This is a genomic window from Paenibacillus sp. M2 (genome assembly GCF_046713495.1).
Lineage (GTDB): Bacteria > Bacillota > Bacilli > Paenibacillales > Paenibacillaceae > Paenibacillus > Paenibacillus amylolyticus_B.
Genome location: NZ_CP169648.1, coordinates 2,143,884 through 2,170,866, shown reverse-complemented (window position 1 = coordinate 2,170,866; position 26,983 = coordinate 2,143,884). Strand labels below are relative to the sequence as shown.

Annotated in this window: 33 protein-coding genes; 2 read left to right on the top strand and 31 right to left on the bottom strand. The window is 44.5% G+C overall.

What is annotated here, in order from left to right:
- Window positions 1-44: 44 nt before the first annotated feature.
- Entirely contained in the window at window positions 45-917 is an 873-nt protein-coding gene (locus ACETMN_RS10155; RefSeq protein WP_047842322.1) for an SDR family oxidoreductase, read from the bottom strand.
- 406 nt (window positions 918-1,323) lie between these two features.
- Here ACETMN_RS10155 and ACETMN_RS10150 point away from each other — a divergent pair, with 406 nt between their 5' ends.
- Entirely contained in the window at window positions 1,324-2,883 is a 1,560-nt protein-coding gene (locus ACETMN_RS10150; RefSeq protein ID WP_091014575.1) for a histidine kinase N-terminal 7TM domain-containing protein, read from the top strand.
- A gap of 268 nt (window positions 2,884-3,151) precedes the next feature.
- Here ACETMN_RS10150 and ACETMN_RS10145 read toward each other — a convergent pair whose 3' ends face one another.
- The 5 genes from ACETMN_RS10145 to ACETMN_RS10125 all read right to left on the bottom strand — a co-directional run bounded on the left by ACETMN_RS10145 (window position 3,152) and on the right by ACETMN_RS10125 (window position 7,890).
- Entirely contained in the window at window positions 3,152-3,577 is a 426-nt protein-coding gene (locus ACETMN_RS10145) for a hypothetical protein (protein WP_091014576.1), read from the bottom strand.
- A 135-nt stretch (window positions 3,578-3,712) separates the two neighbouring features.
- Window positions 3,713-4,654 carry a malate dehydrogenase gene (gene mdh / locus ACETMN_RS10140; protein WP_036609827.1) on the bottom strand — a complete coding sequence of 314 codons (942 nt, stop codon included), beginning with the start codon at window positions 4,652-4,654 and terminating at the stop codon, window positions 3,713-3,715.
- A 15-nt stretch (window positions 4,655-4,669) separates the two neighbouring features.
- Entirely contained in the window at window positions 4,670-5,962 is a 1,293-nt protein-coding gene (gene icd, locus ACETMN_RS10135; RefSeq protein ID WP_036609828.1) for an NADP-dependent isocitrate dehydrogenase, read from the bottom strand.
- A 147-nt stretch (window positions 5,963-6,109) separates the two neighbouring features.
- Window positions 6,110-7,222 (bottom strand): citrate synthase, encoded by a 1,113-nt coding sequence (citZ, locus tag ACETMN_RS10130; protein ID WP_017689488.1) that lies wholly within the window; start codon window positions 7,220-7,222, stop codon window positions 6,110-6,112.
- Window positions 7,223-7,665: 443 nt separating this feature from the next.
- Window positions 7,666-7,890 carry a helix-turn-helix domain-containing protein gene (locus ACETMN_RS10125; protein WP_411736112.1) on the bottom strand — a complete coding sequence of 75 codons (225 nt, stop codon included), beginning with the start codon at window positions 7,888-7,890 and terminating at the stop codon, window positions 7,666-7,668.
- Window positions 7,891-8,055: 165 nt separating this feature from the next.
- Between ACETMN_RS10125 and ACETMN_RS10120 the strand changes: the two genes are divergently transcribed.
- The gene (locus ACETMN_RS10120; protein WP_110893616.1) at window positions 8,056-8,280 is read left to right on the top strand and encodes a helix-turn-helix domain-containing protein; all 225 of its coding nucleotides are present in this window, start codon (window positions 8,056-8,058) and stop codon (window positions 8,278-8,280) included.
- Between the two features lie 240 nt (window positions 8,281-8,520).
- Here the strand turns inward: ACETMN_RS10120 and ACETMN_RS10115 are convergent, their stop codons facing one another.
- The 25 genes from ACETMN_RS10115 to ACETMN_RS09995 all read right to left on the bottom strand — a co-directional run bounded on the left by ACETMN_RS10115 (window position 8,521) and on the right by ACETMN_RS09995 (window position 26,980).
- On the bottom strand, window positions 8,521-8,892 hold the full coding sequence (locus ACETMN_RS10115; protein ID WP_339194530.1) for a hypothetical protein: 372 nt from the start codon (window positions 8,890-8,892) through the stop codon (window positions 8,521-8,523).
- A 132-nt stretch (window positions 8,893-9,024) separates the two neighbouring features.
- Window positions 9,025-9,564: an accessory gene regulator B family protein gene (locus tag ACETMN_RS10110; RefSeq protein WP_411736111.1), complete on the bottom strand. Its 540-nt coding sequence runs from the start codon at window positions 9,562-9,564 to the stop codon at window positions 9,025-9,027.
- Window positions 9,561-10,187, bottom strand: a complete 627-nt coding sequence (locus ACETMN_RS10105) for a hypothetical protein (RefSeq protein WP_411736110.1) — start codon at window positions 10,185-10,187, stop codon at window positions 9,561-9,563. Before ACETMN_RS10105 ends, ACETMN_RS10110 begins: the two co-directional genes overlap by 4 nt.
- 87 nt (window positions 10,188-10,274) lie before the next feature.
- Complete coding sequence (locus ACETMN_RS10100) at window positions 10,275-10,607, bottom strand: YolD-like family protein (RefSeq protein WP_411736109.1); 333 nt, start codon at window positions 10,605-10,607, stop codon at window positions 10,275-10,277.
- Between the two features lie 98 nt (window positions 10,608-10,705).
- Window positions 10,706-11,563, bottom strand: coding sequence for an N-acetylmuramoyl-L-alanine amidase (locus tag ACETMN_RS10095; protein WP_411736108.1), 858 nt, complete (start codon window positions 11,561-11,563; stop codon window positions 10,706-10,708).
- On the bottom strand, window positions 11,560-11,829 hold the full coding sequence (locus ACETMN_RS10090) for a phage holin family protein (RefSeq protein ID WP_411736107.1): 270 nt from the start codon (window positions 11,827-11,829) through the stop codon (window positions 11,560-11,562). Before ACETMN_RS10090 ends, ACETMN_RS10095 begins: the two co-directional genes overlap by 4 nt.
- A 2-nt stretch (window positions 11,830-11,831) precedes the next feature.
- Window positions 11,832-12,230, bottom strand: coding sequence for a hypothetical protein (locus tag ACETMN_RS10085; RefSeq protein WP_411736106.1), 399 nt, complete (start codon window positions 12,228-12,230; stop codon window positions 11,832-11,834).
- A 123-nt stretch (window positions 12,231-12,353) separates the two neighbouring features.
- Window positions 12,354-12,530, bottom strand: a complete 177-nt coding sequence (locus tag ACETMN_RS10080; protein WP_411736105.1) for a hypothetical protein — start codon at window positions 12,528-12,530, stop codon at window positions 12,354-12,356.
- Window positions 12,531-12,574: 44 nt separating this feature from the next.
- Entirely contained in the window at window positions 12,575-13,147 is a 573-nt protein-coding gene (locus ACETMN_RS10075; protein WP_411736104.1) for a hypothetical protein, read from the bottom strand.
- Between the two features lie 64 nt (window positions 13,148-13,211).
- Entirely contained in the window at window positions 13,212-14,729 is a 1,518-nt protein-coding gene (locus tag ACETMN_RS10070) for a phage tail spike protein (protein ID WP_411736103.1), read from the bottom strand.
- Between the two features lie 101 nt (window positions 14,730-14,830).
- Window positions 14,831-16,297, bottom strand: coding sequence for a glycosyl hydrolase family 28-related protein (locus ACETMN_RS10065; protein ID WP_411736102.1), 1,467 nt, complete (start codon window positions 16,295-16,297; stop codon window positions 14,831-14,833).
- 13 nt (window positions 16,298-16,310) lie between these two features.
- Window positions 16,311-17,123, bottom strand: coding sequence for a distal tail protein Dit (locus ACETMN_RS10060; protein ID WP_411736101.1), 813 nt, complete (start codon window positions 17,121-17,123; stop codon window positions 16,311-16,313).
- Window positions 17,124-21,557: a phage tail tape measure protein gene (locus tag ACETMN_RS10055; RefSeq protein ID WP_411736100.1), complete on the bottom strand. Its 4,434-nt coding sequence runs from the start codon at window positions 21,555-21,557 to the stop codon at window positions 17,124-17,126.
- 40 nt (window positions 21,558-21,597) lie between these two features.
- Complete coding sequence (locus ACETMN_RS10050; protein WP_411736099.1) at window positions 21,598-21,741, bottom strand: Com family DNA-binding transcriptional regulator; 144 nt, start codon at window positions 21,739-21,741, stop codon at window positions 21,598-21,600.
- Window positions 21,742-21,777: 36 nt separating this feature from the next.
- Complete coding sequence (locus ACETMN_RS10045) at window positions 21,778-22,092, bottom strand: hypothetical protein (protein WP_411736098.1); 315 nt, start codon at window positions 22,090-22,092, stop codon at window positions 21,778-21,780.
- 12 nt (window positions 22,093-22,104) lie between these two features.
- Complete coding sequence (locus ACETMN_RS10040; RefSeq protein WP_411736097.1) at window positions 22,105-22,227, bottom strand: hypothetical protein; 123 nt, start codon at window positions 22,225-22,227, stop codon at window positions 22,105-22,107.
- Window positions 22,228-22,294: 67 nt separating this feature from the next.
- Window positions 22,295-22,660 carry a hypothetical protein gene (locus ACETMN_RS10035; RefSeq protein ID WP_411736096.1) on the bottom strand — a complete coding sequence of 122 codons (366 nt, stop codon included), beginning with the start codon at window positions 22,658-22,660 and terminating at the stop codon, window positions 22,295-22,297.
- A 105-nt stretch (window positions 22,661-22,765) separates the two neighbouring features.
- Window positions 22,766-23,350 carry a major tail protein gene (locus ACETMN_RS10030; RefSeq protein ID WP_411736095.1) on the bottom strand — a complete coding sequence of 195 codons (585 nt, stop codon included), beginning with the start codon at window positions 23,348-23,350 and terminating at the stop codon, window positions 22,766-22,768.
- Window positions 23,351-23,355: 5 nt separating this feature from the next.
- A complete protein-coding gene (locus ACETMN_RS10025; protein ID WP_411736094.1) occupies window positions 23,356-23,676 on the bottom strand; it encodes a hypothetical protein in 321 nt (106 codons plus the stop codon).
- Between the two features lie 2 nt (window positions 23,677-23,678).
- Window positions 23,679-24,053: a hypothetical protein gene (locus tag ACETMN_RS10020; RefSeq protein ID WP_411736093.1), complete on the bottom strand. Its 375-nt coding sequence runs from the start codon at window positions 24,051-24,053 to the stop codon at window positions 23,679-23,681.
- A gap of 3 nt (window positions 24,054-24,056) precedes the next feature.
- On the bottom strand, window positions 24,057-24,422 hold the full coding sequence (locus ACETMN_RS10015; RefSeq protein WP_411736092.1) for a phage head closure protein: 366 nt from the start codon (window positions 24,420-24,422) through the stop codon (window positions 24,057-24,059).
- A complete protein-coding gene (locus tag ACETMN_RS10010; RefSeq protein WP_411736411.1) occupies window positions 24,409-24,657 on the bottom strand; it encodes a hypothetical protein in 249 nt (82 codons plus the stop codon). The genes ACETMN_RS10015 and ACETMN_RS10010 overlap by 14 nt, the downstream gene beginning before the upstream one ends.
- A gap of 53 nt (window positions 24,658-24,710) precedes the next feature.
- Window positions 24,711-25,055: a hypothetical protein gene (locus tag ACETMN_RS10005; RefSeq protein ID WP_411736091.1), complete on the bottom strand. Its 345-nt coding sequence runs from the start codon at window positions 25,053-25,055 to the stop codon at window positions 24,711-24,713.
- Between the two features lie 34 nt (window positions 25,056-25,089).
- Window positions 25,090-26,250: a phage major capsid protein gene (locus ACETMN_RS10000; protein WP_411736090.1), complete on the bottom strand. Its 1,161-nt coding sequence runs from the start codon at window positions 26,248-26,250 to the stop codon at window positions 25,090-25,092.
- 22 nt (window positions 26,251-26,272) lie between these two features.
- Entirely contained in the window at window positions 26,273-26,980 is a 708-nt protein-coding gene (locus ACETMN_RS09995) for a head maturation protease, ClpP-related (protein WP_411736089.1), read from the bottom strand.
- Between the last annotated feature and the right edge of the window lie 3 nt (window positions 26,981-26,983).

Genomic DNA, 26,983 nt, shown 5'->3' with positions numbered 1-26,983 from the left:
TCTATATAATAAATCCTATATTGCTTCTAAACCATTTTAACGAATTAACCGTTCACCACTTCGCCACCATTCACATGCATTACCTGTCCGCTCACATACGAGGAATCATCTGAAGCAAGATATACATAGGCTGGAGCCAGTTCATCCGGTTGTCCCGGTCGCTTCATTGGTTGCGTTGCACCGAACTCGCTTACCTTTTTCTCATCAAAGGTGGATGGAATGAGCGGTGTCCAGATCGGACCTGGTGCAACGGCATTCACACGGATCCCCTTCTCAATCACATTCATCGACAGAGAACGTGTGAACGAAGTGATAGCTCCTTTGGTAGAGGAATAATCAAGCAGGGTCGGGCTCCCGCGATAGGCTGTGATGGATGTCGTGTTAATAATCGTACTGCCTTTCTTCAGATGTGGCAGGGCTGCCTGCGTCACATAGAACATGCCAAAGATATTGGTACGGAATGTTCGCTCCAGTTGTTCTGGTGTAATATCCTCCAGATTCTGCTGTGGATGCTGTTCTGCTGCGTTATTCACGACAATGTCCAGTTTGCCCAGTTCATCTACTGTCTGCTGAACCGATTTCTTCGCAAAGGCATCATCACCAATGTCACCGGCTATCAAGATGCACTTGCGTCCTTCCTGTTCGACCTGACGCTTCGTTTCCTTGGCATCTTCGTGCTCGCTCAGGTATACAATGGCGACATCTGCGCCTTCCTTGGCATACGTAACAGCAACAGCACGTCCGATCCCACTGTCCCCCCCTGTAATGAGCGCTACCTTACCCGTCAGTTTACCTGCTGCCTTGTATTCAGGCTTTTCAAACTCCGGTCTGGGATGCATCTCCGATTCAATTCCGGGGCGTTGATCCTGGTGCTGTGCTGGCATTGTTTTTTGATTTTGTTGTGTATTGGTTGACATCTAACATTCTCCTCTCAAAATGTGAACATATTTGGATTACAGAAGACATGGACTTCAACTGTGTCCTTCCTTGTCTTTCGTTCTCTGAAAAAGTCTCATTCTGTAGGATGGCATGAACAGTTCAGATTATTCTTCTGCGATGAACAGCAACTTAAGCCTCAGTGTGCTGTCTCTATCAGCGTCCTACCTTCTATTCGTTATTTACCACTCTCTTTGGATATCAAACAACCGATTTTCTTCAATGCCTGTTTTGCCAAAATTCGAAATTTATTCGAAATTAGACTGTTTCATGATACAAAGTGTATTCCTAAGCTGCTTGGGCTGATGTACAATGTACAGTATACTGATGTGTTTTAACTCTCATTTTTATTGGTTTGATCATTCTACCTAACATGGAGACCTGACAATGGAATCGCATATTAATTCATATATAACACTCGTAGCCACTTCAGCCGTGCTGAATGTCTTTTTGTGTTTATATACCTATTTCAGAAGATCCGAAATCCCCAGCTCCAAAATATTCATTCTCTACACAGCAGCACTCTCCATTTACACTTTTGGTTATGCGATTGAGCTGGCCAGTAACACACTGGAGCAAATGAAGTTCTGGACTACCGTGGAGTATATAGGCATGCCTTTCTCCGCATCCCTTGGTCTCATGTTGATGATAAAGTACACAGGAAAAACGTTATCCCAAAAGGTAACTGCCGCATTGTTTGTAATCCCTTCCATTACTTTAGTTATGGTTGCAACCAATGACTTTCATCATCTTTTTTATAAAAAAGTATGGCTGAGAGTAGATAGTCCAGTTCCTCTGATGGATATTGCAGTAGGTCAATGGTATGTTGTACACGGTGCATTCACGTTCTCCTGTCTGTTATGTGCCTGCCTCATTCTGATTGCACAATGGAAACACACCAAGAAAATGTACCGTCGTCAATTGCTGACTCTGATTACTTCACAGATTATTCCTATGGTCGCAGCTTTTCTGTATTTGCTTGGTTTGACTCCTGGCGGGATGGACCCCGTACCCGTACTCATGTGTATTACCTCTGCCATGTATATTTGGGCCATTCTATCCTCTCGTCTCCTGACCATCGTACCCATCGCCAAAGACAGTATTTTCGAGAGCATGCGTGAAGGGGTTATTGTACTGGATAGTTCCAATCGACTCGTTGATTACAATAGATCTCTGCGTGACATGTTGCCAGAGCTTAATACAACCATGGTTGGCCAACTCTTGGATGATATATGGCTTAATCTTGCTGGAGAGACGTTCCCAGTTGATTATCACAAAGAAGGATTGCAAACCGATCTGTACTGGCAGTTAAATGGAGAGACCGTCTGTTATCAGGTCAGGACATCTTACGTGTATAACAAGGATGCACAGATTGTAGGTAGTCTGATTATGCTCATTGATATAACGGAACAACGCTTCTTGCAAGAACAACTCAAACAACTGGCTTATTTTGATGGTCTGACCAAAATCTATAATCGCACTCAATTTTTGCATAAGGGGCGGAAAATGTTGAGCGAAGCTCAACTTAATCTGCAACCTGTTTCATTTATTTTATTTGATATTGATTACTTTAAACGCATCAACGACACGTACGGGCATGATGTTGGCGATCAGGCCCTCATTCATGTAGTCTCCGTATGTAATCGTTTTTTGCGACCTGAGATGTTGTTCGCTCGTTATGGAGGAGAAGAGTTCGTCATCGCTCTTCCGAATACCTCGCTTCAAGAAGCCGAGAAGCTTGCCGAGCAACTGAGAGTTGCCTTATTGAATGACCCCCTGGATGTTAAGGGAGTGCCTATTACACTGACCTCAAGCTTTGGTATTGCCCAGTACAATGGAGGGTCAGATTCGCTGGAGTCCTTATTACGCGACGCTGATACTGCCTTGTACGAATCCAAGCGCAATGGTCGAAATGCAGTGCGTGCGTATACTGTGAGTTCAACCTAACCAATGTAGACCGTGTCTGATGGAATATGCATGCTGTTATGTATGGTAGTGATTCCTATAGTTCCAGTTCAAATAAACCGAGGACTGCTAATTTCATCATCCTGGTAATAACAAAAAAATAGACAGCCAATGAGGCTGTCTATTTTTCATTTGTTTCAACGAAACACCATCTTACATATCATCCGGCTTGTCCTAATTACGTCTGCAAACGCTTAACCAACGACTAACAATACATCTTAGTAGGGTGGATTAACCGTCCACAATGCACTTAGATCACCTGATTATTCACCATCAGGTACACCATGATTAGCAAGAATACAGCCAGAAGTGTACTGAACGTACGGATCTTGCTTTGCTCAGGACCGACATCGCGCTTGTTTTTCACACCTTCTGCAGCGAGTCGCAGCGGTTTACCCATAATTCCTCCAATAGCCGCAATAGCCAAGAGCAGAACAACAACGACAGCCATCCAGACATGAGAATACTCACCTTTTGTCATCAGGTAACCACCCGTTAAAAGTTGGATTACAAGTCCATACTGCGCGACTTTGTTCAAAGAACGAAGCGATGCAAAGGCTCCCTCTTGTGCTGCAGCATTCAAGGTACGGATTTTACCGACCACAAATGGCAGAATCAAATAGAATCCCATCGCCAGTGCTCCAACAATATGGAGCAGATACATAATCATTGTCAAAATTTTCATCCTCCTCAACATTTTCGGTGTGCTATACATCACATCCCATTATACTGGGGATCTTATCCAAAGAAAAGAAAACCTCCGGGTTTACCGGAGGTTTTCTTTTGGCTTCTGTTCAAAAAGTTTTCAAACTTACAGGTTTACTACCGAAATGACGTTGCGAACCGAATCAGCCGATTTGTCCAATCCTGCTTTTTCTTCCGCAGTCAGGTCAAGTTCGAATATTTTCTCAATGCCGTTACCACCCAGAATGGTTGGTACACCGAGGAACAGATCATTGTAGCCATATTCACCTTCAAGATAAGCGATCACTGGAATGATACGTTTCTTGTCCTTCAAAATCGCTTCCGTCATCTGAACAAGTGAAGCCGCCGGTGCGTAATATGCACTGCCGTTACCAAGCAGATTCACAATCTCACCACCGCCTACACGTGTGCGTTGAACAATGGACTCAATGCGGTCTGCAGGAATCAGTGTGTCAATCGGAATACCACCTACGCTCGAATAACGAACGAGTGGCACCATGTCGTCTCCGTGACCACCAAGAACGAATCCACGAACATCTTCAACAGATACGTTCAACTCTTGCGCAATGAAGGTACAATAACGTGCTGTATCCAGAACACCTGACTGACCGATAACACGGTTTTTAGGAAAACCAAGGGTCTGATAAGCTGCATAAGTCATCGCATCCACCGGGTTGCTTAGAATAATGACGATGGAATCAGGGCAATATTTTTTCACATTTTCACAAACGGACTTCACGATACCCGCATTCGTATTGACTAGATCGTCGCGGCTCATACCCGGTTTACGGGCGATACCAGCGGTGATGATTACAATCTCAGAACCTGCAGTATCTTCGTAGTTGGAAGTACCGACGATATGACTGTCAAATCCTTGAACAGGACTTGCTTCCATCATATCGAGTGCTTTCCCCTTCGTCGGGTTCTCCAGTTGAGGAATATCAACCAGCACAACATCCCCGAGTTCTTTTTGGGCAAGCATTAATGCGGTCGTAGCACCGGTAAAACCGGCGCCGACTACTGTGATTTTTTTGCGCTGAATAGTCAAGATTCACATCTCCCCTTACAGGTTTTTAATGATTTGATCCGCGAATTCAGAACATTTCACTTCAGTAGCGCCGTCCATCAGACGTGCAAAGTCATACGTTACTGTTTTATTGTTAATGGATGTTTCCATACCTTTGTAGATCAGGTTAGCTGCTTCTTGCCATCCCAAGTGCTCAAGCAACATTACTCCGGACAGAATAACGGAACCAGGGTTCACGACATCTTTGTCAGCGTATTTAGGTGCAGTACCGTGAGTTGCTTCGAAGATAGCATGTCCTGTTACGTAGTTGATGTTCGCTCCAGGAGCGATACCAATTCCGCCAACTTGCGCTGCAAGTGCATCGGACAGATAGTCACCGTTCAGGTTCAATGTTGCGATAACATCAAATTCGCCTGGACGAGTCAATACTTGTTGCAGAGCGATATCGGCAATCGCATCTTTTACGATGATTTTACCAGCATCTTCAGCAGCTTTTTGTGCTGCATTCGCTGCATCTGTACCTTCGTTTTCTTTGATGATGTCGTATTGTGCCCATGTGAATACTTTGTCAGCGAACTCTTCTTCAGCCACTTCATATCCCCAGTTTTTGAAGGCACCTTCTGTGAATTTCATGATATTACCTTTGTGTACCAATGTAACTGTCTTACGGTTATGGTCAATTGCGTACTGCACTGCTGCACGTACCAGACGTTTCGAACCTTCGGAAGAAACTGGTTTGATACCAATACCGGAAGTCTCAGGGAAACGGATTTTGTTAGCACCCATCTCCTGTTGCAGGAACTGGATCACTTTTTTCACTTCTTCAGAACCTTCAGCATACTCGATTCCTGCATAGATATCTTCCGTATTCTCACGGAAAATGACCATGTCTACCAACTCAGGACGTTTAACCGGAGAAGGTACACCGTCGAAATAACGAACAGGACGCAAGCATGTGTACAGGTCAAGCTCTTGACGCAGGGCTACGTTCAGGGAACGAATACCGCCACCGATTGGCGTAGTCAATGGTCCTTTGATCGCTACGATATACTCACGAATGGCTTCCAGTGTATCATTCGGCAACCACTCACCGTATGTATCGAATGCTTTTTGTCCAGCAAACACTTCATACCATGCGATTTTTTTGTTGCCATCATAAGCTTTTTCAACAGCTGCATCCAATACACGTTTGGAAGCTTTCCAGATATCACGGCCTGTACCGTCACCTTCGATAAATGGAATGATTGGATTACTAGGTACTTGAAGAGTACCGTTATCAATTTGGATTTTTTCGCCTTCAGTTGGGTGAGCAAATTTTTCTAATTTCATAGTTAAAATTCCTCCTAGGTTTCGTATATGCAGTATTGATCATACCACTAGTCTTGTTGAGAGAAGGGTCCTGAGAGCTCAAGCCAATAACGCCTCTGCTTTCCAACCCTTCACCTCGTCTATATTATTATACTGTTTTTGCGGCTATTAGCGAAGTTCAATAGAAACGTATTTCTGTTCTGTAGGGCCAGTGTACTCCGCACGTGGACGAATAATGCGATTGTCCGCAAGCTGTTCCAAAATATGAGCAGTCCATCCAGAAACCCGGCTGATCGCAAAGATCGGAGTGAACAATTCCTGTTCAATCTCCAGTTGGGTATATACAGAAGCAGAATAGAAGTCTACGTTAGGCTTCAGTCCTTTTTGTCCTGTTACCAATTCCTCGATCTTCACAGACATATCATACAAACGCGTATCATTGTTCATTTCGCCAAGTTCCTTGGACATCTTCTGTAGATGTTTGGCGCGTGGATCACCGTTTTTGTACACCCGATGTCCAAAGCCCATGATTTTTTCACGATTATTCAGTTTTTCCTGAATTGCCGCTTCAAGACGATCAGGCGTACCGATCTCATTTAACATTTTCATAACGGCTTCATTAGCACCGCCATGCAGTGGTCCCTTCAGTGCGCCAATGGCGGAAGTCACACCGGAATAGATATCTGACAGCGTAGCAACCGTTACACGGGCTGCAAATGTCGAAGCGTTTAACTCGTGATCCGCATGCAGGACAAGGGCTTGATCCAATGCTTTCACTGCGGTCTCGGATGGTTCTTCACCAGTCATCATATATAAAAAGTTCTCTGCGATGGAAGCGCCTTCTTTTGGAGCCACAGGTTCTTTGCCCTGACGGATACGGGCGATGGCTGCCACAATCGTTGGCAACTGTGCTTGCAACTTAACCGCTTTGTTCTCATTCGCTTCCGTTGTCATCTCATCCGCTTGCTCATCGTACAGTGCAAGTGCAGAGACAGCGGAACGAAGTGCTGCCATGGTACTGACGTTTTTCGGATACAATTGGATTTGTGCAATCAACTCGCTCGGAATCGGCGCGTAATCGCTCAGGCTTTTACGAAGGGATTTCAGTTCATCTGTTGTTGGCAATTTACCAAACCACAACAAATAGGCAACTTCTTCAAAGCTGGCATGTTCAGCCAAATCGTCGATATCGTAACCACGGTATGTAAGCACACCGTCTACAATAGAACTGATCGAAGAGGTTGTTGCAACGATGCCTTCCAGACCTTTGGTAGCTGTCATATACATCTCTCCTTTAATAAGCGAAATCAGGAACCATTCCAGAGTGTCATATAAGTGCCAAAATGCACCTATTCTCTTTTTGTAAACATTTTCATTTTAAAATTAACAAATATTTCAAACTGCGGTTTTCCTATCTGTCAATCGGTATTTACTTATAACATCATACTGGATTTTGTCGTTTATGTGAACATGATGAGAGTTCATTCGCACATCAAACTTCTTTATCGGACTGATAATCAATAGGCTGTTGCAATCGGTTTCAATTTGTGTCATATTGTCTCATTTTTACTGTAGCACCAACGGTTTGTTTCGTTATTGATGTGTCATTGTGTTTCATGATGTATCAAACTGTATCACTCGCTTTGTGGGGGATAAGTGGGGAAATTACTCAAGAAAAAAAGCAGGGAGTCTATCCTGCTTTTTTTATGCGAAATATCATAGAACTACTCTGAGAAGTCCATTTTATGTAGAGGAAGTCCGTATAACTCCCCCAACTTAGTTGCCAATTTAAATCCCATATCAGATGAGTCGAGTTCGTATGTAACCAATTCCTCCGCACTTATGTTTAATGCGCTTGAAGCTTCCACAATTGTCATTCCTTTTCTATCCCTTGCCTCTGCCAGACTAATTTTATTTTCATCAACCGCAGTTATGTTCAACACATACATACTTCGCACCCCTTCTCTTTGTTGTCCGAGACAAGAACTTATGTTCTCATTTTAATTTATAATCCCTATTTTTACAATATGGAGCAACTAATAAACATTTTAATTGAGCCCATTGTACATTCATCATTTAAGCGCCTATAATAGCAAGTGGAATAATTTAGGCATATGAGGTGTAAATGGATGAACCCTGTACCGGGGAGAAGCCGTTTGCCGTACCTCTTAGCCAAACGTAAGATCAAGCAGACTGATCTTGCTAGAGAGCTGAACCTGACTGAAGGGTTCATATCTCAGGTTATTTCTGGAAAGAAGTACTTTTCGTATCAAAATGCAGCCCATGCAGCAAGAATACTCCGGTGTACTATGGAAGAATTGCATGAATGGGACGACTAGGCGAACGGCGGAGGCGTAAGCCCCTCCCCGGTAGAAAGTTTACCTCAGGTAAAGATTGACCAACAACCTCACTCGAAATCCATTTATTTCATACCTCACATCTCTATTAAATCCCATTATTAGCCTCTTGTAAACAAGAATTGGTGTCGCTGAGTTCGTCCTACAATTCTACATTATTCGACAGTAATTCGACATATAATATGTGTACATATAAACAAAAAAAGACCGCGTTAGCGGTCCTTATGTCAACACAACCCTCGGATTCATTACTGTAAGTTCTTCCATAAAGGTTTTATATCTATGGTTAACTATTTCGCAACGTACTGAGTGTTTGGTAATTTCACTTTCAAAGTATGCTTCTTTATATATTGAGTTCACAGAGACCACATTCTCCGTATTTATAATAGTCGCTCTGTCTACGTGAAGAAATTTATACCCCATGTTGTTGATTGCATTCAACCAGTACTTCACTGGTCCTGGTAGATAATAGGTGCCTTCGGTGGAATAAATGATTGAACGATCAATCGTTCCCTCCCATGCCATATAGAATATGTTCTCGATATGGATGTCTTCTATTTTCCCACCGTCCTGGCTGGTTGTTACAGATAACATTTCACCACTCCTATTTATTAAGCAAATTTTTTGGGGGTTTCGGATTGGATACCCACGCCAAGCTTGCTGGCATTACAGAGATCACAGCCAAAGCAGAAAGTGCAGTTGCTACAGCAGCGTAGAATTTTGTTTTCATTTTAGTTTTTCACCCCCTTTAAATAATACATATGCTGCAAGCATAATTCCTTGAGCGAAGTAAGCGATGGCTGCGAACGAAGATCCTACCCAAAAATTAGAAGCAATTATAAACATCCCCACTACTTTTAATATCGGATAATATCGCTCTGGAATTATAGTTTGATCCTCAATTCCTGCTGGGGCAAAAACCATTACACATAATAGACCGATTACTGTTAATACAGTTGCGGTTAATTGATTTAACGTCACCAAGGACAACAATGTTGCCGTGCCGGCAGTGGCGACCGCACACCATGTACTTGATTCCAAATGCAAACCACCAGTAAGTTGTCGTAACACAGCAAAGGCCAACAACATTACAGCCGCCTCTTTTCCGTGACCAGTAAATAATGCGCCGAGTACAGCTAGTCCTATTACGGTAAAGAAGTTTATTGAAATAATAAGGGAGTGGTTCAAATTCTCAATGGGAGCTGGGTGGTTAGGGACAACAGCCTTAATATGTTTGGCGATCCGCCAAGCGGCAGCCTCTATCAATATTCATCTCTCTCTTTCCGAATAGCGTAGTAAAGAATAAGTCCGACAGCCAAGGCCATATGAACAATAACCAGAAGCATGTTGTTGATATAAAACATTAGCGTGGACGCCAGCAGTGAAAAGACCACAAATGCAACAACACCGATGTGTTCCCATTTAAACCTGAATTTTTCAAAGTCAGCGGTAAACCCGATCTTGAACTTCAGCAAGAAGTACGTTACCCCAAGAGCAACAATACTTGTAACTGTTTGTAACGCAGATCCTTCAACAGATGTAGCCAACGTACTTGTGTCCACTCCTTGGAAGAAAACAAACAGAATGACCGTCTGCACTACGGTATAACTAAATGTTCCTAGGATAGCGATTATCGAAGACCACATTACAGGAACTTTTACTACGGTAGTGATAAGTAGTATAAAAAGGATTGTGCTTAGTGCAGGAGCCAAGGCGGACATAGAAGCCTCTTCACGCATCAAATAACTTTGAAAGTTTATGAGTAGACTCATAAATAATCCAGGCCATATGTATTTTCTGGCCTTTATTCTAAAGATAGCAAGCATTAGAGCGAAAGCGGACATCGTCTCAAGTGTTGAAAAAAGTAAGAACCTCGTTGGCTCCCACATGGTGCATTTCTCCTTCGCAGATCAATTAAAGTTATACTTTAATTATACTGGAAGGAGTGGCAATTACATAGCCAAAAACATACAAATTTAGAGGTTTGCAGAGATTATTTCAGCAATCGAGATTTCCTTTTCGTCATCTTCTAACAACAGGTTGACTCTACCCATCCGCTGATTAATACCAATTACAACCCCGCTGTAATGTTCGTCGTCAAACGGGCTGAACACAACCAGATCGACCTGCACTTTTTCGTGAAAAGATTGGGCTAAAGTGCGAACGATTTCTTCAATAGCTTGCTCATCCATAATGGGTTTACCTCTACGTTGTTGTTCCCTTTGATGACGCAACATTGCTTCGCGGTGTTCGGGCAATATCATACGTGAACTTTCAAAGATTCCGTTACCCTCAAGTTTTTTACCCATAGAATATTCCTCCAATTGATAAGAACGTACGTTTGTTTGTTTGTATTATATGCGAACATACGTTCTTTATCAATAGGATTTACGGAAATAGTATGCACTTATACTTTTTGGACCTGAATGCCGTTTTCCTTCCGGTAATTTATGACAAGTTGCCGCCAGAAGTCGTAACTGCCTTTACTGTCAGCGATAAACGGCTTGTAGTATTCGTATGCAGTCTTTGCCCAGCTTGGGCATTCCATATTGGCTTTCGCTTTTTCAGACTCGATCCACTTGGACTGAGCATCGACGGTAGCTTGCAAATCGTCCATTCTTTTCTTCTCAGCTGCTGTCATTGGTTCTTCATCTCCATTCTTAATTCGTTGCACTTCTGCCTGGATACCAGGAATAAACCCGCGAGACGCAGCCAAGCGAGTATTCCCGTGTCCGAAAAAGTTTGTGCCCGGGCATGTTTTGCTGGATCGGCCTTGGATATAGTCACCCAACCAATCACCAGCAGACGTATACCACGCGTGATAAACGATGTGATTAGTATCTACAGGGATATTTAGTTTGATAGCCAAGCAAGCGTACAAGTGCAGTACGGCTTGTCTCTGTTCATCTGTCATGGCATCGCCGCCAACATCAAAGTTACCGATGATCTCCACACACAACGCACCTGTGTTTTCCCCTTTAATGCCGGCGGGTGTTTTGTTGAGATCCCGATCCAGGCTGATTGCTATTTTCCCATCCTCGAAAACTGTGACATTCTGTCCGGTGCCGCTCCAGCCGTTCGCCAGGTGTGTTGTCCGGATGCCCTCCAAGCATCTGAAATGGTCCTGATTCCTGCGAGTGCTGTAGTTTGGCAACCATGTGTGGTGGACTTGGAGCTTACTTATTGTCCTAGTTATTTTCTGTTGCTGAAGCCACCCGTTAAATTCGGATGAATCCAACAACAAGAAATTCCCTTTTGTAATCATGATTGATCAGTCCCTCTCTTGGCCTGCTTGATCAACTCATTGCCGTAGACTGCGAATGCGCCAACCAATATACCTTGAATTAAGGATTCTGGTGACCACCCAAGCGTCCAACAGGTGACAACAATAGCAAATGCGGTAACAATAAAAACAATTGTCCAGTTCGGAACCTTTGGCACTTGTTTGATTCCATAACCGATAACCCAGCAAGCCGCCAAGACGATGAACAATTTCGGATCAATAAGAGTAAATACCGTATTCCAATCCATGTTTACTGGCCCCCTAATTTAATTACAGCCCATACGGCTGTTACAGTTAGTCCGATCAATGTGGTAAGCACCGGAGCGAGGATGGCCTTTTTCAGCCAGCCATTCCATTCTTCCTGCTTATCAAGACGTCGGTTCGCTTCCTCTGCCCGGCGGTTGGCTTCATTTGCTACCTCAGTTGCTTGCTTAAGCGCCGCCTTCACTTCACCTAACTCATTTGATGTTTGTTGTGCGCACTGAAGCGCCTCTTTAGATACGTCTTTCACCTCTGCAATAGCTGGCACAAGTGCTGTTAAAGGTTTGATCCCTTCTTCAATCCTTGCCAGCTGAATTTGGAGGCTGACAAGCGTATTCATGCTCTCCTGCAATTGCATGTCCATCACACCTCCTGGATTCTGATCCATCTGTTTCCCCCATCTCTCTAATGATTGAAAACTGCAAATAGCCCCCGACCACTCCGCGAGCCAACTAAGATATTCGGTTATACAAGCATGATCACCACCACCTTGTTCTGATATAGGGAAGGATTATCCTTTTTCAGAATCTTCCTGAAGCGCAACCACAACATTCTTCTGGATTGCTTTTAGGATCTCAATCTGCTGATCCTTTCTAAATGCTCCAATAACAACATTGATCACTGCGCCAATCTCACCGACAGGGTCACCTAGGTCAATCGTGCATTCTACAAGTTTTCTCGCTTTCATAGTTTCCTCCCAAAAGAAAAAGCCACCCTTGTGGGCGACTCTTATTATTCTCCTAGCGCTTCGTTCATTTGAGCAAGAGCTGTTTGATATTTAATTAAGTCTTCTTTAGCTCCACTTAATTTTGATTTGATATATTCCGTATCAACTAAAGGGATAGGATTTTCAAGTTCCTTTTCGTATCTTTCAATTGCCGTTTCCGTTTGAGGGATTACTGAGTTAGATAAATAGTCGCGCTTTTTCTTAACTTCCACTTTCGACATAGAAGCATACTCGTTGCTACTTGGAATTGTCGTTTCTGTAGATGGAGTTGTTGTTTCAGGTTCGATAACATTTGTTTCCTGAACAGACCCAACAGTAATATCTATTGTTTTTTCTGTATTATCCACGTTTATCTCCTTTGCGCCGAGCGCGTCTGCCAAAGCCCTTACAGGCGCATGTGATTTACCTGCAGCAACAATTGCCGGGTCTGTAATTCGAACGCCGTTAACTGATACAGTGTATTCTCCGGTTATTTTTGTACCCACTAGACTTTTGATGTCGTCTGCGAAAACGCCAACTGGTAAAGCGATACCCAAACCAAGAACAAAACTACCAAGTGCAATCGATATTTTTTTCATGTCAGAACCTCCGATAATTTTTCCTTTAGTATACAACGTTTATCGGATAGAATGGTTCCATTATTTACATTCCTACCTGCATTCGTAAATCTTTTATCGCCTGTTCAATATCAGGGATATCTCCTATCCCGACGTTTCCTAAAAAATATGCAGCACCCTGAAACCTGATCGGACTTGCTGAATTATTACTACCCAGAAAAAGATTCTCAGAGAAAATAGTTAATCCCGCGTCTGAATATGAATTTATCTCTCCTGCATATCTACCAATAGAATCATAGTAAACCATTGCAGCTACGTCATTGTTCGATGAAGTGGTAATTCTTATCCTGTTTACACTGTTTCCGTCATATGTTCGAAAACCAAGAACGCTGCTTTGTTCGATCCGCGGACCCGCTGCCGATGTTCTAATCAAGGACCCTGTAATCGTGCCACCGATAAATTCTGAACCTATTATCTTTCCTTCGAACTCACCATCAATTGCGAGAAATTTACCATCTTCGGTGACCTCAAAATAAGTGTTTGATGCATCGCCTATTTTGATGCTACCACCTATAAACTGGCCGGCCCGAACGATCCCGGTAAACGTGTACTCCTGGTTGATCGCGTCAAAATAAAGTGAATCAGTGTAACCTCCGTTGCCATCGCCTTTTTGCATCCGGAATTCATCGGCGTTGAACTTGGATTTAGCGAGTTTGTCGTAACGCTCAATGACAATGCCCTCGTCCGGGCCGATCTTGACCCCGTACATCCATTTATCCTTGCCGACCGTAGTCGTCTGAATCCGGTATATCGTATCCTGGATACCTTCAATGTAATTGGCAATAACCACCTTGCTGTTGATCCGCTGCCGTGGAGAATAGGCATATTCAATAATCCGCTGTTGTTCATTGATCTGTAATTCCTCGTCAATGATGTCAACGGTGTCGCCCAACTCGAAATATTCCAGCCTTTCAAACTCAGGTAACGTATTCAGTTCCACGACATCAATCTCATATGCCGTTAAAACCTCACCAGATTGACCGTTAACGTCCTTAACTATCCCTTGCAGGTTTTTACCTAGCCTGAACTGTACGCCCCTGTCTTGGCCCCTTCTGGCAAGCAGAGACACGGTGTACTTGTCGAACCTCAATTCCCCACCCGCAGCCACAGCGATTTCGAATAGAATCGACCGCGCTGTTGCGTTCTCTTTCAGTTCTACACTCACGAAACTAGAAATTTCCACCGTTCCGACCGAAAAGCCCGTACCCGATAGTGCCATATTCATTAACACGGATGGTGGAGATGTATGGATGAAACCATCCTCGAAAACATGAAAGAGCAGATCGTAAGAGACCTGCTCACATTCCACCGCTATGATTACCTCTCCGCTACTGGATCGGGTACGCCGATGTTTGACGATGTTGAAGTATTGGTTTTCTACCTCGACCAAGTTACCAATGGCAATGTACTGGCTTTTTTCGTCATCCATATAGACCGAGAATCTGAATGTATACGATCCGTTGATTTGTTCGGATATTTCATCATTCGTATACTCCTCTAGAACTGCCAGAGGTTGTCGTAAAGAGTTTAAAATAGTTATCAAATTTTCACCTCCAAATGCAAACAAGCCCCGGAATTTGATCGAGGCTTGTTTGCATAGTTTTGCCCTACAAAGGTATAGATGTGACTCCGTAATGGCACTAATTAAATATTATTATCGTATTTCAGATTTGTGATGTTGTGCTCAGCTTGAGTGTGTCCAGGGCCCATATTTGAATCGTCGTTCACGTTGTATTTTAAGTTATTACCCGTTATTGCGACGAAGTCACTTGCTTCTGTGTTAATACTTTGAATACCATAGGTTTGTGTGTTTGGGCTACCTACTCCGTAACAACCACATGCTGTTATCGTCAGAAAGGCGACACCTGTAAATTGTATTCCGGCTTTTCCCCATCCGCTATTTGTTGGTGTTCCAGAGTACCTTCCGTTATTTACACAGTCGCAACCGAGTATTTTAATCCTCCCTGACCCACTTCTAATACAGATACCAGACAAGATGTTTTCATTGAAAGAACCATTGGAAATCAAGGCGTTCACAAGTACTGCGTTTATACCGAATTCGGTATTATTATTGGCTTCGCAAGTTATAAATTTAACATTGCTCTGAGACCTGTCATTATAGAATCCTCCGGCTCCTAATGCGCCTCCTCCACCAATATTTTGTCCGTTATAATTAGCTTTACAATTTATAAATTTGATATTAGGGCAATTAAAAATAAATCCGTCTAGGTCATTATAGTTAGACTCACAGTTTTCATAGGTGTGAAATCCTGTATTCCAAGGCGAAGTGTTGTCGTCAAACTCACACCAAAAGCCTGGCTTATTATCTCCGCAACGTTCTATTGTAACGTTTCTACATGTCATATGGTGTGAATTCGACCATCCTACGCCAATGCCAAATTGGTTTATAATACTCACATTATCCAGGGTGCAATAAGCTGCTTTATAGCCCAGAATTGCGTAGTTTGATGCAGCCTGATTCGCTTTATTGCCGTCTATGGTTAAATCTTTGATTACTACTTTTTCGGTTCCAGCGCTCATAAAAAAAACATTAGCGCTTGTTGCCGAGCCTTTGACTTTAATTATTGTCGTACCGTTTCCTGCCCCTTGAACAATAGTGTTTGAAGGCAGGGAAATTGTATTGCCATTATTGTAAACCCCTTTCGGAATGTATAAAACTCCGCCTCCACTAGTTTTAATTTCTTGTAGAGCTTGAGCGATCGAGGCCGTGTCATCGGCAATCCCATCCCCTACCGCACCATAATCTTTTATATCAAACCAACGTCTGTTTGCTTTATTAACCAACTTTGAATCAGACGCGGATAGCCTATCCCCCAAAACAGAATACCCGCCACGAGAATCAACTATTTCTGTGTTATCGTCTCCAGCTTGGGAAACAATTTGGCTAATACGACCATTGATACTGTCGATTGCGACGCTTGCATTGTCAGCTGGCACTGTTCCTGTATAAGTGATGTCTTTAGCATCGTGCGCCGCATTTGAATCAATGTGTTCGACTAGCTGGTCATTTATATTTTTGAAGTTTTGATTAACTTTAGGATTACTATCCCTTAGCTTTTCATTTATTGGTATGTTCTGAATTTCGGCCAATTTGATTACCCCCTTATGCTGCGTATTTAGCGTTAAAGATTACGTCAACTGAAATGTTGAGATTCGTACCATTAACGATTAAATCTGAGGTGCCAGGTGGTAACTTACCAAACTTGGCATTTGTATTTTGTAAAACGTTTTGAGTGCCTGATTTAACGGTTTTACGTTTATAATTGATTTCTAGAGTGCCGTTAAAAGCTGTGTTGTATTTAAAATCAACGCCACCAATAGTTAGTGATAGATAACTGAAACTACCTGTCACAATAATCAAAGGTTCAACATTCAACGTCCCAAAATTGTTAATTTGGACTGTCTCTGAACCTTGGAATCCGAATTCGTAAATATCACCCCATGCAAAATCATCCTGCCATGTGTGGTCCGTATCCCAGGTGAGCAACTCGGTTGTGTCCTGTTTACTGTAGGCAAAAGGATCAAATGCAGTAAACGGTAATTTAAATGTACCTAATCCGGATATACGGTCAATGTTTAAACTCCCTACGTATCTGACCGAGTATTTACGATCCGGTGAGTTGGAAAAGACGATATCCATAGTTCTTGGCCTACCGTCTCCATCCAATAAAAAAACAGCTAGCGCAGATGCGCGCCGCTGCAGTTCCATATGGTTTTTTTCTATAAATGCACATTCCAATTCGAATTGCTTTGGACCCATCGTAGCCCCAAAGTCATAGGCTCCATGCATTCCCGGGATCGTTACGGTATTATCCACTGTAGAGGACAGGATCGGACGTTGAGTGTTTCGAAAAACACCCAACCCCAATTTGCTTGGTAGAATCCCGTCTATAGTTAACACAGAATTGAATATCATTTACACACCTCCCCGTCCTCTTGTTGTTTGAGTGGATACATCTCCGATCGCTTGAGCCAACTTTCTGATATCATCATCGCTTCGAATAATGATGTTAGCCCCGGCGAACAATCCCTCCATGCTAATTTGATGTACGACGTTTCCTTGCCCTGGTGCAGCAACGGCGCTCGGTTGACTTACGGTTGGTTGAACTGCCTCAGCCATTGAGCGAGCTTGTTGTTGAACGTTGGACATCATGTTAGCCATACCCTGAACAAGACCTTGTCCAGCCATTTCCCCGATCCATGCCATTTCACGAGATGGTGAATGGATATCCAACGCCTTTTGCATTGTTGTCCGGACGGAGTCCGCAATCGACTTCGCTTTGGCTTGAACCGCACCTTGCATCGATGCCAAACCATCAAGCAGCCCTTGCATGGCTTGCTTACCGATGTTGGGCAAGTCAGACTTCATAGCATTAAACTGATTTACAGCACCGTAACGGATTTCTTTCACTTTGGCATCGAAATCAGCCTTCAGCCCATCGAGTTGGGAAGCAGCATCCACCCTGAGTTGAGTAATTTGTTTGTCGGTATCTTCGCGAAGGCCAGTCAACTCACGGGCCGCAATCGCTCTAGATTCAGCCGTTTTCGTTTTCCACAACCCTGAATACTCAGCAAGCTGCTCATCTGTTAGGGAATTCAATGCCGCCAGCTCAGGAGCCGCCTTCGGTCCCATTCCTCTCAACTCTTCAAGCAATCCTTGGTCAATCCCGCGTGCGGCCAGCGTTTCGATATTGTGTGCCCAGGTAGCCATGTATTCCACTTGACCGCGAAGATTGTCCAATAGTTGTTGCCCTGACGTTTCCGATTTAGCAACAACCTCATCAAACAATCCCGCAAAGTCGTTAATCGCCTTGGCTCTTTGTTCTACCGCCTGTTCATACACGCCATTTAGCCGCAACTCTTCAGCTGCGACATTTGCATTAACCTCTTTTGTTTTGGCAAGAAAGTCTTCACTGGCTTGAGTTAGTTGGTTGTAAATCTCAAGCTTAACTTTACCAGCCGCTTCCTCAGCTGCTTTCGCTTCAGCGGAGCCAGCTTTATACCGAGCCTGTACGCGTTCCCAGGCAGTGAGTTGTTGCGCAAGGGACATATCGTTGGCAGCAGCTGCCTTTTCGATGAATGACTTAGAGTTTTCGAATCCCGATTTGGCCAACTCTTGTTTGATCTTATAAGCTTCCTTCTCAGCGGCAATATTTTGGGTTGTACCAGCCTTGTATTTAGCTTGGACTTTTTCCCACATTGCCAGTTCCTGCTCCAGTGTTATCTTGCCTGTTGATGCCCTTGCATCAATATAGGCTTTAGAAGCGGCAAAGGAAGCCTTAGCTGCTTTTTCAGCAGATTTTGTTTGCTGCTCGTTAGCCTTCTTAATCTCAAGCGTGACCTTCTGGATTTGTGCCGATGTTTTCGCATAAGACGACTTCACTTTTTCTAACGCGGCTACATATCCTTTAGTGTCAATGTTACCCATCTTGAAGTTGAACTGAGCTGTGGCAAAAGCATCTTTGAAAGCCTTGTTGACTTTGGTTGCCGTTTCCTTGGCTGCCTTGGCTGCCGTTTTTGTTTTGTTACTGATACCATTAGCCAAACCTTGCCCGATGTTCTCCCCGTATCCGGTTGTGAGACGCGAAGGAGAGTGAATATCGAAAAACTTCTTGAAGAATCCGCCGATGGCTTCGGAAATTTCCTTGGCCTTATTAACTACAACATCTTTCATGTTGCCAATACCCTGGACCAGACCTTCAATGATGTTCTTACCGACATTCTTCATGGTCTCGAAAGCCGTACTAAATATGCCTGTGATACCCGCCCATACAGTCTTGGTTACGCCTTTGGCTGCTTCCCAAGCACCTGACCAATCACCCTTGAAGATCGCAAGCCACGTTTTAATGATTCCGGAGATAACACCAATGGCCGTATCTACAACAATTTTGATTGCATTCCAAGCGCCAGTGAACACGCTCTTGACGACATTGAAAACTGTTTTGAATAAGGTTGTGATTGTGGCTCCCCACGTATTCCAAAACGCTTTGAGGTTGTTGAATACAGTCTTGACAACCGTGAATATCACAGTGAAGGTCGCGCTGAATAACGTCTTCAGGATTTCAAAGACGCCTTTGAACGCAGCTGTGATTGTTGTACCCCATTTATCCCAGAACGCTTTAATATCGTTGAAGACAACCTTCACGAATTCCAAGATGGCTTTGATCACTGTGTTGAAGACTATATTCAATCCTGTCCAGAACGCCTTGAAGAACAGGGTGATGTCGTTACCCCACGTTGCCCAGAAGGATTTGATGCCGCTAAATATAGATTTCACTACTTCGGTCAGGGCCTTCAGCACCGTATTGAATACAACCTTAATGCCGGACCACATTGTATTGAATAGTGCGGTGATCTCCCCGCCCCAAGTAGCCCAGAACGATTTCAAAGCACCGAATATTGCGAGAGCAGCCGCTTTAATACCTTCCCACACTGCGTTCAGGCCATTGCGCACCGTCTCGTTCGTGTTGTACAGGTAAGTTAGGCCCGCGACGAGTGCGGCAATAGAGGCAATGACGATAGTTACCGGACCAGACAATGCCGCCATCGCCGGGCCTAGCATGGTCAATCCTGCTTTTAATTCTGGCAGTAGACCTATAAAACTGGTTACAGGTCCGACAATGAGGGCTAAACCAGCCGTTATTGCACCAGCTACAGCAACAAATGTCTTCGCACCCTCCGGTATACTGTTGAATACGTCGACAACCGCCTGAATAGCTGCGGCTGCGGCTCGGAGCGCTGGAATAAGTGCTGACCCTATCGTTATCTTCGCAGTTTCAACAGATCCGCTAAGTTCCTCCATGGCCCCTTTGAACGTGTCCATCTTCTGAGCTGCAACCGTTTGTGCATCAATCTTGTCCATGGCAGCAGCCATTTCTTCAATTCCCTCTGCACCTTCTTTGTACAAGATGTTACCGGCACGGATCGCATCTGAACCAAACATTGTATTCAGAGCCGCTTGCCGCTGCATGTCGTTCAATCCGCCCAACTTGTCATTCAAGATTCCGGCAATTTCGGACATGTCCTTGAGTGACCCGTTAGCATCATAAAACGAGGAATACACCCATCCGTTTGCTTCCGCCATGTTCTTGGCTTCCTTGAAATACTTCGCTGTTACGGTTTTGGCCCCATCTGCCTGCGCCAGATACCGTGCTAGTGCTGTGGTGATACCATCTACACTAACCTCTGCCGGGACAATGCCTTTTTTTGCTAGGTATTCCATCGCCTTGGCAGTGTCTAAAGTCAACAAGCCAAGATCCTTGAAGGTAGCATACGCCTCGTTAGTCGTTGGTTGTAGACGCATAAGCATCGTTTTGAGAGACGTACCAGCATCCGACCCCTTAAGGCCGTTCTGAGCGAATGCAGCCAACGCAGTAGCCGTATCTTTGAAAGACAATCCAACTGAAGCGGCAACTGAAGCCGACTGAGACAATCCGAATTTCAGTTCGCTTACGCTGGTTGCTGATGCGTTCGCTGCCCCGGCCAAAATGTCAGCTGCATCTTGGACGGAAAGCGAATCGGATTTAAACGCATTGAGCGCCGTAGAAGCGATCTCTGCCGCATCCGCTAGCTCCAGCTCACCCGCCGTTGCCAAAGACAAGGCACCGGACAAACCGCCGTTCATGACATCCTGGACTTTTACACCGGCTTTGATCAATTCCTCTATACCTTGAGCCGCTTCCGTGGCGCTGTATTTGGTATCCGCACCCATCGTGATAGCCAATTGCTCAAGTTCACCACGGAACTTACTTACTTCAGCCGGATCCATGACGGAATAGGCGTTTGCCATCCCCTGCTCAAAGTCTGCTGCGCTTTTAACAGCAACCCCGAGCCCTGCTCCTATCCCAACTCCTAGAAGAGTTATTCCAGCGCCAACCTTTTTCATTTGTTCGTAGGAATTGCCCATAGCTTGCTGAGCTTGATCAAATGATTCTTCGAAATCCCTGCCCAGCTTGCTGACCTGTTTTCCTTGTTCCGTAATCTCGCCAGTAGTTTCGTTTATTCGCTTGTTTAGCCCCTGCAATTCCTGTTCTGTTTTAACAACTTCACGCTGGAATGCTCGATACTGCCCTTCGGTAATATCTCCTCTTGCGAACTGTTGGTTGACTTGCGCCTGTGCCGCTTTTAATCGATTTAACTTTTCTTGCGTATTATTGATCGCGCTTGCCAAGAGAGTTTGCTTTTGAGCAACCAATTCAGTGTTACCAGGATCAAGCTTCAGCAGCTTCTCAACCTGTTTCAGTTCTGTTTGAATATCTCTGGACTTTTTATTGACATCGACAAGCGCCTTACTCAAGCCAGTCGTTTCCGCCCCGATGACAACGTTAATCCCTTTAATTGTTTCTGCCACACGGCCCACCTACCCTATGTTCCAGGCAGGCATTGGCTCGCTACTTAATGTGCGGCACGCTCTGTTCCTTAATTTTCACTTGTACAATCTGCTTGCAGCGTAGACATTTGATCTCGACATCCGCAGTCCGCGCTTTAAACAATAGATGGCCACACTTGGGACACCTCACTTGTTGCAGATCCATAAAATCACCACACAGTCATTTCAAGTTACAAATCGCTTATGTTTTGGATTCAACCAACACCTTCAGCCGTTGCATCTCCGCCGCTAGCTTTTTCTTTGTATTGGCTACCCGGACGTCGATGCCCTGAATCTGCCTCTTTGTTAAACCGCCTTTGCCAGGACGCTGCATTAGAACGGTCAACAAAGCGTTGAATGTTCTTACTTTTTCATTCTCGTAATAGGCAGTGTATACGTGACCGCAATGAGGACACGAGAACCCTACGCGATCCACTCTCGGAAGAACTTTTTCCTTGCCATAACTGATTAGCACGAATTCCTCTCCGCAACCATCAGTACATTCCACTTTCATCATCCGGCCAACCTCCTACTTGCCATAAAAGGCATCAATATCCGCCTGCGTGGCTTCTCTCGGACCCTCATCCTTCTTGTCATTGCCTGTGAAGCTTTTAGCAAGATCGATCAGATCACCACAGCTCAGGTTGTTCAACTCTTCAAAGCTGAGCCCTACCCGTTTACCAATCGCAATCAGATCTAATTCCAGACGAGATTCCCGATTAGGTTGTGACTCCGCCTTTGATCCCGTTGTTTTTACGAAAAAAGCCTTCTGCGGCTTCCTCCAGCGCCGCAACCAAGAATGCCGGGTCGGACAAGTCCACGTCATCCCCGAAGGAAGCTAACCACGGCTCGAAACTCGGGAACTCTTTGCCGTAAGCATCGGCTTTTGCCATTGCCCATACCAACTGCAGATTGAACAGCATATCGATATTAGTCGGGTCGATCTCCCCGCCATCCACATCGCCTCCGACCATTTTCATCATGTCACCAAGTAAATCTGTCTTGAATTCCTTCTTGTAAAAAAGAAGAGCCAGAGCGGTTGCTCTGACCCGTACTGTTTGGTTTCCGATTTTAAGTTCACGCATTTTCATCGTCTCCATTCTCTATTTTGGATAAGTCGAGGTTTTCCGCCTCCGTTGCACCCGTCTGCACCTCATCGTCAGACGGGCTTAACATGGCATTAGAGGCGTTTACTCCCCCGCAGTGAATGTTGGTGTGTAAACTGTCGTAAAGAAGGAATTAAACTGTGTAGCGTTCGTTGCACTCAGTTCCAAATCACCCTTAACGATGTTTACCCCATCCAACTCAATTGGCGACACGGTTAACGACAACGTTTCTCCTGTGATCTCAATCGATTCACCTTTGGTCGTCAACTCTTTTGCCGTCCGCGCTGCTTGGCAATCGTAATATACGAACCGGCGATTTCTCTTGTCACCTAATACTTGTCCCATGAGTGCGAACTTCTCAGGCATTCCATCAGAAACTTCTACCAACAGACCGTTGTCGTCAATCTTCCAACCGAATATCCGGACTTTGACTTCATCAGGAATCAAGGCCATTTCCAGTTCGGCTGTATAACCGTTATTACTTGTTGCTACGAAATACGTAGTGTTGTCGGCATAAAATGTGGAAGCCTCACCTTGAGCCTCTGGCGCCCAACGAACAGCACCAGGAATTGGAATCGGAACCTCCCAAGCTGGCTGCTCAGTAGCAACATCATCGAAAAACGCAATGTGTACCTTGTCCAAACCAAACGTTACTTTATTTTCTGACATATATTTCACCCTCCAATGAGTTGTATTTCATAAATAACTTGATGCATTTTTTCACTTTCCAAATACGTTTCCGATTTACTGAACGGCAATTGCATTTCCCGCAATTTGTCCTTCACCTTTTGCTCCGCCGTCAGATCCTTCTTCTCGGTATATAGTTCTACCTGATAGACAGATACTTCAGCGTGATTAAAGTTGTCGGCCATGTAGTCGTTACCGTAAGCGAACAGATACACAAGGTACGGCGCTTTCGGTTCCGTTGTGAAATGCGAATAAGCGACTGGATACCCAATCGCTTGAAGGCCTTGATATAATTCGGTTTGATTCATCATCATCCCCCATTACGGATGATCGACTTAATTCGATTCACCATCGCTGGCAACTCTCTGTCGACCACAGGCCTAATATGAGGTTTCCCAGCTACTCGGCCCCCTCCTCTTTTGGCATACCCGTTTTCCTGCAAATGAGCGAGGCCTGGTTTGTACTTGTTATAACTGATATAACGAACACCAACACCGTCTGATATTTTCTTCCTTGCCCAACCGGCAGCATATCTCCCGCTTTTCTTTGGAGAATTGGTGGATATATCTTTCGTCACCGTCCGGGATGTCTTGTCTAACTCTTTCTCAATTCCGTTAGTGACGTCCTGGGTATACGTTTTTACGGCTGAAGTGATTTCATTGGCTAGATTATCAAGTGAGACCATGCCCTATAGCCTCCCTTCAGCGATAATGGTGAACGTGGCGTTCAGTTCATCGTCATTGATGATACTTTTCACATCGTACGTCACGTTTTTAAACTGGATCTCAATCCGCGTTTTCTTTTCCGCAAACAGCTCGTCCAGCGCTTTGGAATATCGGACCACAAATCTGGTGACGTGTTCCGTGTTGGTTTGAGCTGCCGCCGAGAATTCAGATCCTTTGGTTGTCTTGACCATGGACCAAAGCTTGCATAACTCACCGAACGTCTCTGTTTCATTACCAATGTCATCCTTGGATACAACCGGTCCCATGACTGTGATCCGCTTGTTGAATCTCCCACTATGACTTTTGGCGTTGTATTTATTGTCCCTCATCTACATCAACCTCGCTTAACACCTTGTCCAACATGAGATTGTTGATTTGAGTCAAAAAGTTGATGTTAAAGTACTCCAACGCATCGTTATAGACGTACCTGGATCGCTCAAATACCAGCTCTTTGAAAACTTCATGGGTTTGGATGTCGTAATCACCACAAACCCTTACCAAGTCGTCATTCGAAGCTTTGAGAATCCTCAACAGATTCCCATCTTCCTCATCATCCAGGTGCATTCGGTCCAAAAATTCCTTCACAACCTCTTGCGTGACAATTCCGGCCACCAGAATCACTCCTTCAGGGCAGCCTCAGCCTCAAGCGCCTCATCTTTACCCTTTACCTTCTTACCGTTCGACAGTTCATAGGTTCCGCCACCAACATGATGCGGGAACGTCTTCTCGGTATCATCAGCTTCTTTTACGGTTGAGTCCGCCGCAGGCTGAGTGGCACTTTCATTCTCCTGAACCTCAGCCAGATAGATTTTGTTGTACTTCGGGTGAATGTTCGAAAGAAAAGAAATCCGTTTATCATTGGCCTCGTACCCCTCTGCTGGATAAATCTCGCCAGGTTGATAAATTCGATCATCATGCCCGGTCTCTTGGAACCGGTTGACAACTTTCGCTTGTAAACTCATGCAATCCCCTCCTTCAAAGAGTTAGACACCCCAATTAAGGAGTGTCTACGCCGCCTGTGCTGAATTGAATGTCCAAGTCATAAACCAACGCCGCCTTGTTGTCTTTCGGTCTACCGTTCGCAAATTGCTTGATCGTGTAAAGCATCGCGTCTTCGATAGCAAGGGTTTGATCGTACTTATTGGCCTTGTATCCGCCCGCAATAACCGCGAGGTATTGCCCCTTCACAAAGAACAGCGCTTTGTTCGCCGGAATTTCTTCAGACTCAACAAGCTGGATGTTATACGGAAGTGACGTAACCCATTGGCCGTTCGCTGTTTGAATTGTATTACGGAATTGGACACTGATCAGATCGATCGGGTTGACTACCATGACAACTTTATTAGATATCTTACGAGCCTTTCCTTTCTCATCAGTCGTCAAATTCTGAACAACTCCATGCAGTTCACCGGCTACAACCTCACCCATCAGAGAAGGAGCGAATGTTAATGTACCAGAAGATGTTTTCGGAGTAACCGCACCGGTTGTGCTATCACGATTCATCATCAAGCCAATCGGCTCGCTTTGTGCCGGACCGCGGCCGTTGACCAATCCAAACTCTAGACCCACGGCATAACTTTCCACCAGTACAGTACGAACGTAACGTTCAACCCAAGTTGGTCCAAGTTCCAGCATGTCTTTCGGAATTACAGCAAACGCCGTGAGCTTCAGTTGCCCGATTTTCTCTTCTCGGAATGCTGCGCTTATTTGGCCTTTGATATCGCCGAACAGATCACCCCACGCATATGCTTGTGTCGCGTCAGAGTAAATAAATCGCGTTACTGCGCCGAGATCCTGTAAACCAATCGCATCCAACAGCGGGTGCTCCGCTACCAGGTCTTCGAAAACTCGTTCTTGTACTGTTTCTGGCAAAATCATATTCTCAGTGAACCCGCCGCTGATAATTACTTCGTTGAAGAACCTTTTCTCTTCCGAAGTCAAAACGTTATGTCCTCTCGCAGCAAGAACTTGAGCATCCGTGTTATCATTACGCACTTGTGTTGTGATTTTTTCTGTTAAATCTTCCGCAAGAGCGTCTTGCATTTCATTCCAAGCAACGGCCTGCTTTTCAGCATCGGCACCTTCTTTGATCATGTTCATATAAGCTGCCTTCTTGGCCTCAAAGTTTTCCATATTACCTTTTAATTTCATCGTCATTTTTCACGACCTCCAATTCGAATTAAAAAAAGATCCTTGTTTCCGTTGCTGCCGGAGCAGGAACAGGATCAGGATCTTTGCTTTGGTTTTTCAGTTGACTGAATTCATTTTTCAATTCATGAATCTGAGCTTTCAGCGCGCTTATTTGCTCGTTATCTGTGCCAGGATCATTGTCACTAAACAACGTGATTTGGTTATTGAACTTCTCTGCGTGATCCTTAAATATTTCAGATTCAACCACTTCAGCTTTGCCATCAACAATTTCATCCGCTAATCCCAGTTTAAGAGCTTTACTTGCGGACAGGTACGATTCTTCTTCCAACAGTTTCTTGGCAGTTGTTTCGTCCAATCTATGGGTGTATGAAGCCAATACAGATTCGCCAACGCTATCCAAGTCATCCGCAGTTTTGCGTAACTTTTTGGCATTCCCTGCAACTACAGTCCACGCATGGTGCAACATGAATTGAGTGTTGGAATACATTCTGACTACGTCAGCCCCCATACAAATAAGACCAGCTGCGCTCGCAGCGATACCCGTGATGGTTATTGTCACCTTGCCTTTGTGTCCCCGTAACGTATTCATCAAGTCGATGCCAACAAAAACGTCACCACCGTATGAATTGATTTCCAAGTCAATTTCTTCATCTTCTTTGACACTTCTCATCATGTAGTTAAAATCCCACACGCTTGAGTTCCAGCTTGAAATGTCTCCTTTGATCTTATGCTTCATCTT

Excerpts from the sequence above, each read along its gene's own strand:
- ACETMN_RS10155 (WP_047842322.1), bottom strand. The coding sequence starts at position 917 with ATGTCAACCAATACACAACAAAATCAAAAAACAATGCCAGCACAGCAC.
- ACETMN_RS10150 (WP_091014575.1), top strand. The coding sequence starts at position 1,324 with ATGGAATCGCATATTAATTCATATATAACACTCGTAGCCACTTCAGCC.
- icd (WP_036609828.1), bottom strand. The coding sequence starts at position 5,962 with ATGAAATTAGAAAAATTTGCTCACCCAACTGAAGGCGAAAAAATCCAA.
- citZ (WP_017689488.1), bottom strand. The coding sequence starts at position 7,222 with ATGACAGCTACCAAAGGTCTGGAAGGCATCGTTGCAACAACCTCTTCG.
- ACETMN_RS10125 (WP_411736112.1), bottom strand. The coding sequence starts at position 7,890 with ATGTATGTGTTGAACATAACTGCGGTTGATGAAAATAAAATTAGTCTG.
- ACETMN_RS10120 (WP_110893616.1), top strand. The coding sequence starts at position 8,056 with ATGAGGTGTAAATGGATGAACCCTGTACCGGGGAGAAGCCGTTTGCCG.
- ACETMN_RS10115 (WP_339194530.1), bottom strand. The coding sequence starts at position 8,892 with ATGTTATCTGTAACAACCAGCCAGGACGGTGGGAAAATAGAAGACATC.
- ACETMN_RS10105 (WP_411736110.1), bottom strand. The coding sequence starts at position 10,187 with ATGTGGGAGCCAACGAGGTTCTTACTTTTTTCAACACTTGAGACGATG.
- ACETMN_RS10100 (WP_411736109.1), bottom strand. The coding sequence starts at position 10,607 with ATGGGTAAAAAACTTGAGGGTAACGGAATCTTTGAAAGTTCACGTATG.
- ACETMN_RS10095 (WP_411736108.1), bottom strand. The coding sequence starts at position 11,563 with ATGATTACAAAAGGGAATTTCTTGTTGTTGGATTCATCCGAATTTAAC.
- ACETMN_RS10090 (WP_411736107.1), bottom strand. The coding sequence starts at position 11,829 with ATGGATTGGAATACGGTATTTACTCTTATTGATCCGAAATTGTTCATC.
- ACETMN_RS10085 (WP_411736106.1), bottom strand. The coding sequence starts at position 12,230 with ATGGATCAGAATCCAGGAGGTGTGATGGACATGCAATTGCAGGAGAGC.
- ACETMN_RS10080 (WP_411736105.1), bottom strand. The coding sequence starts at position 12,530 with ATGAAAGCGAGAAAACTTGTAGAATGCACGATTGACCTAGGTGACCCT.
- ACETMN_RS10075 (WP_411736104.1), bottom strand. The coding sequence starts at position 13,147 with ATGAAAAAAATATCGATTGCACTTGGTAGTTTTGTTCTTGGTTTGGGT.
- ACETMN_RS10060 (WP_411736101.1), bottom strand. The coding sequence starts at position 17,123 with ATGATATTCAATTCTGTGTTAACTATAGACGGGATTCTACCAAGCAAA.
- ACETMN_RS10050 (WP_411736099.1), bottom strand. The coding sequence starts at position 21,741 with ATGGATCTGCAACAAGTGAGGTGTCCCAAGTGTGGCCATCTATTGTTT.
- ACETMN_RS10045 (WP_411736098.1), bottom strand. The coding sequence starts at position 22,092 with ATGATGAAAGTGGAATGTACTGATGGTTGCGGAGAGGAATTCGTGCTA.
- ACETMN_RS10035 (WP_411736096.1), bottom strand. The coding sequence starts at position 22,660 with ATGCGTGAACTTAAAATCGGAAACCAAACAGTACGGGTCAGAGCAACC.
- ACETMN_RS10030 (WP_411736095.1), bottom strand. The coding sequence starts at position 23,350 with ATGTCAGAAAATAAAGTAACGTTTGGTTTGGACAAGGTACACATTGCG.
- ACETMN_RS10025 (WP_411736094.1), bottom strand. The coding sequence starts at position 23,676 with ATGAATCAAACCGAATTATATCAAGGCCTTCAAGCGATTGGGTATCCA.
- ACETMN_RS10020 (WP_411736093.1), bottom strand. The coding sequence starts at position 24,053 with ATGGTCTCACTTGATAATCTAGCCAATGAAATCACTTCAGCCGTAAAA.
- ACETMN_RS10015 (WP_411736092.1), bottom strand. The coding sequence starts at position 24,422 with ATGAGGGACAATAAATACAACGCCAAAAGTCATAGTGGGAGATTCAAC.
- ACETMN_RS10010 (WP_411736411.1), bottom strand. The coding sequence starts at position 24,657 with ATGCACCTGGATGATGAGGAAGATGGGAATCTGTTGAGGATTCTCAAA.
- ACETMN_RS10005 (WP_411736091.1), bottom strand. The coding sequence starts at position 25,055 with ATGAGTTTACAAGCGAAAGTTGTCAACCGGTTCCAAGAGACCGGGCAT.
- ACETMN_RS10000 (WP_411736090.1), bottom strand. The coding sequence starts at position 26,250 with ATGACGATGAAATTAAAAGGTAATATGGAAAACTTTGAGGCCAAGAAG.
- ACETMN_RS09995 (WP_411736089.1), bottom strand. The coding sequence starts at position 26,980 with ATGAAGCATAAGATCAAAGGAGACATTTCAAGCTGGAACTCAAGCGTG.